General features: G+C 39.3%; 2 protein-coding genes. Both read left to right on the top strand.

What is annotated here, in order from left to right; translation table 11 throughout:
- On the top strand, nucleotides 1-606 hold a 606-nt coding region (locus PLK24_RS11320), incomplete at its 5' end, for a uroporphyrinogen decarboxylase family protein (RefSeq protein ID WP_324479217.1).
- 651 nt (nucleotides 607-1,257) lie between these two features.
- Nucleotides 1,258-1,637, top strand: a 380-nt coding sequence (locus PLK24_RS11315) for an SDR family NAD(P)-dependent oxidoreductase (protein ID WP_324479215.1), incomplete at its 3' end; no start/stop codon positions are given.

Here is a 1,637-nt window from a genome sequence, read left to right as displayed (position 1 = left end):
CAGGATAGTTTTCCTATTGTTCAAAGTAGAGCCCATGAGATTAAATCGAAGGGGTATATTTCATCAGCTTATTGTGGAAGCATTTATGAATGGTCTCATTGGCTAAGGGGTATGGAGATTTTTATGATAGATTTATTGACACGACCAGATTTTGCCCAAACACTTTTGCGAAAGGTTGCTGATTTTACCTATAAATTTGCCCGCGCTCATGCTGAAGCTGGGGTTGAAATTCTTTGTTTTTATGATGATTATGGGATGCAGAGTTGTCTTCAGATAAATCCATCTTTGTGGCGAAAGTTTCTTAAGCCAGAATGGGAAAGAATTATTGCGGGTTTGCGCTCGGATTATCCCGATCGATTCTTTTTCCTTCATTCCTGCGGAAATATTGAACAAATTATTCCAGATCTGATTCAGGTTGGATTTGATGTGCTTCATCCCATTCAACCTGAATGTCAGGATTCAGAGCGAATTATCCGACAATATGGAGATCGTATTAGCTTTTGGGGTACAATAAGTGTTCAGAATACTCTTCCTTTTGGACCCACAGAAAATATTAATATGGAAGAAAAATTTCGTATGATTTGGCACGGTTTATTCCATCCTTAATTGTTGCGCCCTCTAATACTTTAGGTCAAGAAATTCCCGTACAAAATATTTTGGCTTATATTGAAGCTTGTCAGAAGTATTGCCATATCAAGTGTTAAAATTGAGAAAAGATAGCCATGCCTCAAGGTGGCATCAGATGAGGATGAAAATTCTTACCCAGGGATCGTTTCCCCTTTAGTAAAGGGGGTGAGGGGGATTTGAATTTTTTCCAGCTCCGTCATTACGAGGAGCGTCCTGTGCAACGTGGCAATCTCTGCTACCTAATTTGTCATTTTGCGGAGTCCGGTATCTTCTGCCGGAGGACGTGAGAATCTCATCCACCCATCCCGTCATTCTGAGGAGTCTGGTGACTTTTACTGGGCGACGTGAGAATCTCATCCTTTTGAAGTTTTTTTAAAAAATAATCGAAAAATGAGATCCTCACGGCTTCATAAAACGAAGTATCATGTTGACACCTTCGGTGTCAGATGAGATCCTCACGCGGGAAAGCACCGCTCAGGATAACGGCATTTTGATATCTTTGGGAGGGGCTTGATTTATCAAGCCCGAGGGTTTATCGGATAGAGATAAATAAATATATTATCAATTAAAATCATAAAAAAGGAGAATTTCTGCAATTAAATCATTCGAAATAAAAAAGGAGAGAAGAATATGGATATGAAACTTAAAAACAAAATTGCTTGTATTACCGGAGGAAGTGTTGGAATTGGTTTAGCAATTGCAAAAGAGTTGGCCAGAGAAGGGACACATTTAGCGATTTGCGCTCGTAATGATGAGCGACTTCAAGAAGTAGCTCATGAAATTCGAAATGAATTTGGGGTTAAGGTTTTGGGAGTAAAAGCTGATGTATCCAAGCTGGAAGATATTCAAAAATTTGTTACCGAAATTGAGAGATATTTTGGCGGCGTCGATATTTTAGTAAACAATGCTGGGACTGGCAGCGCGGAAAAAATAATGACTGCTCCTGATGAAAAATGGTATTCCTATTGGGATTTACATGTTATGGCAGCAATACGTACTTCTCGTTTGTT

The organism is Atribacter sp. (genome assembly GCF_035418125.1).
Classification (GTDB): Bacteria; Atribacterota; Atribacteria; order Atribacterales; family Atribacteraceae; genus Atribacter; species Atribacter allofermentans.
Note: the sequence above shows the minus strand (reverse complement) of the source record. Positions and strands in the feature narration are given on the sequence as shown.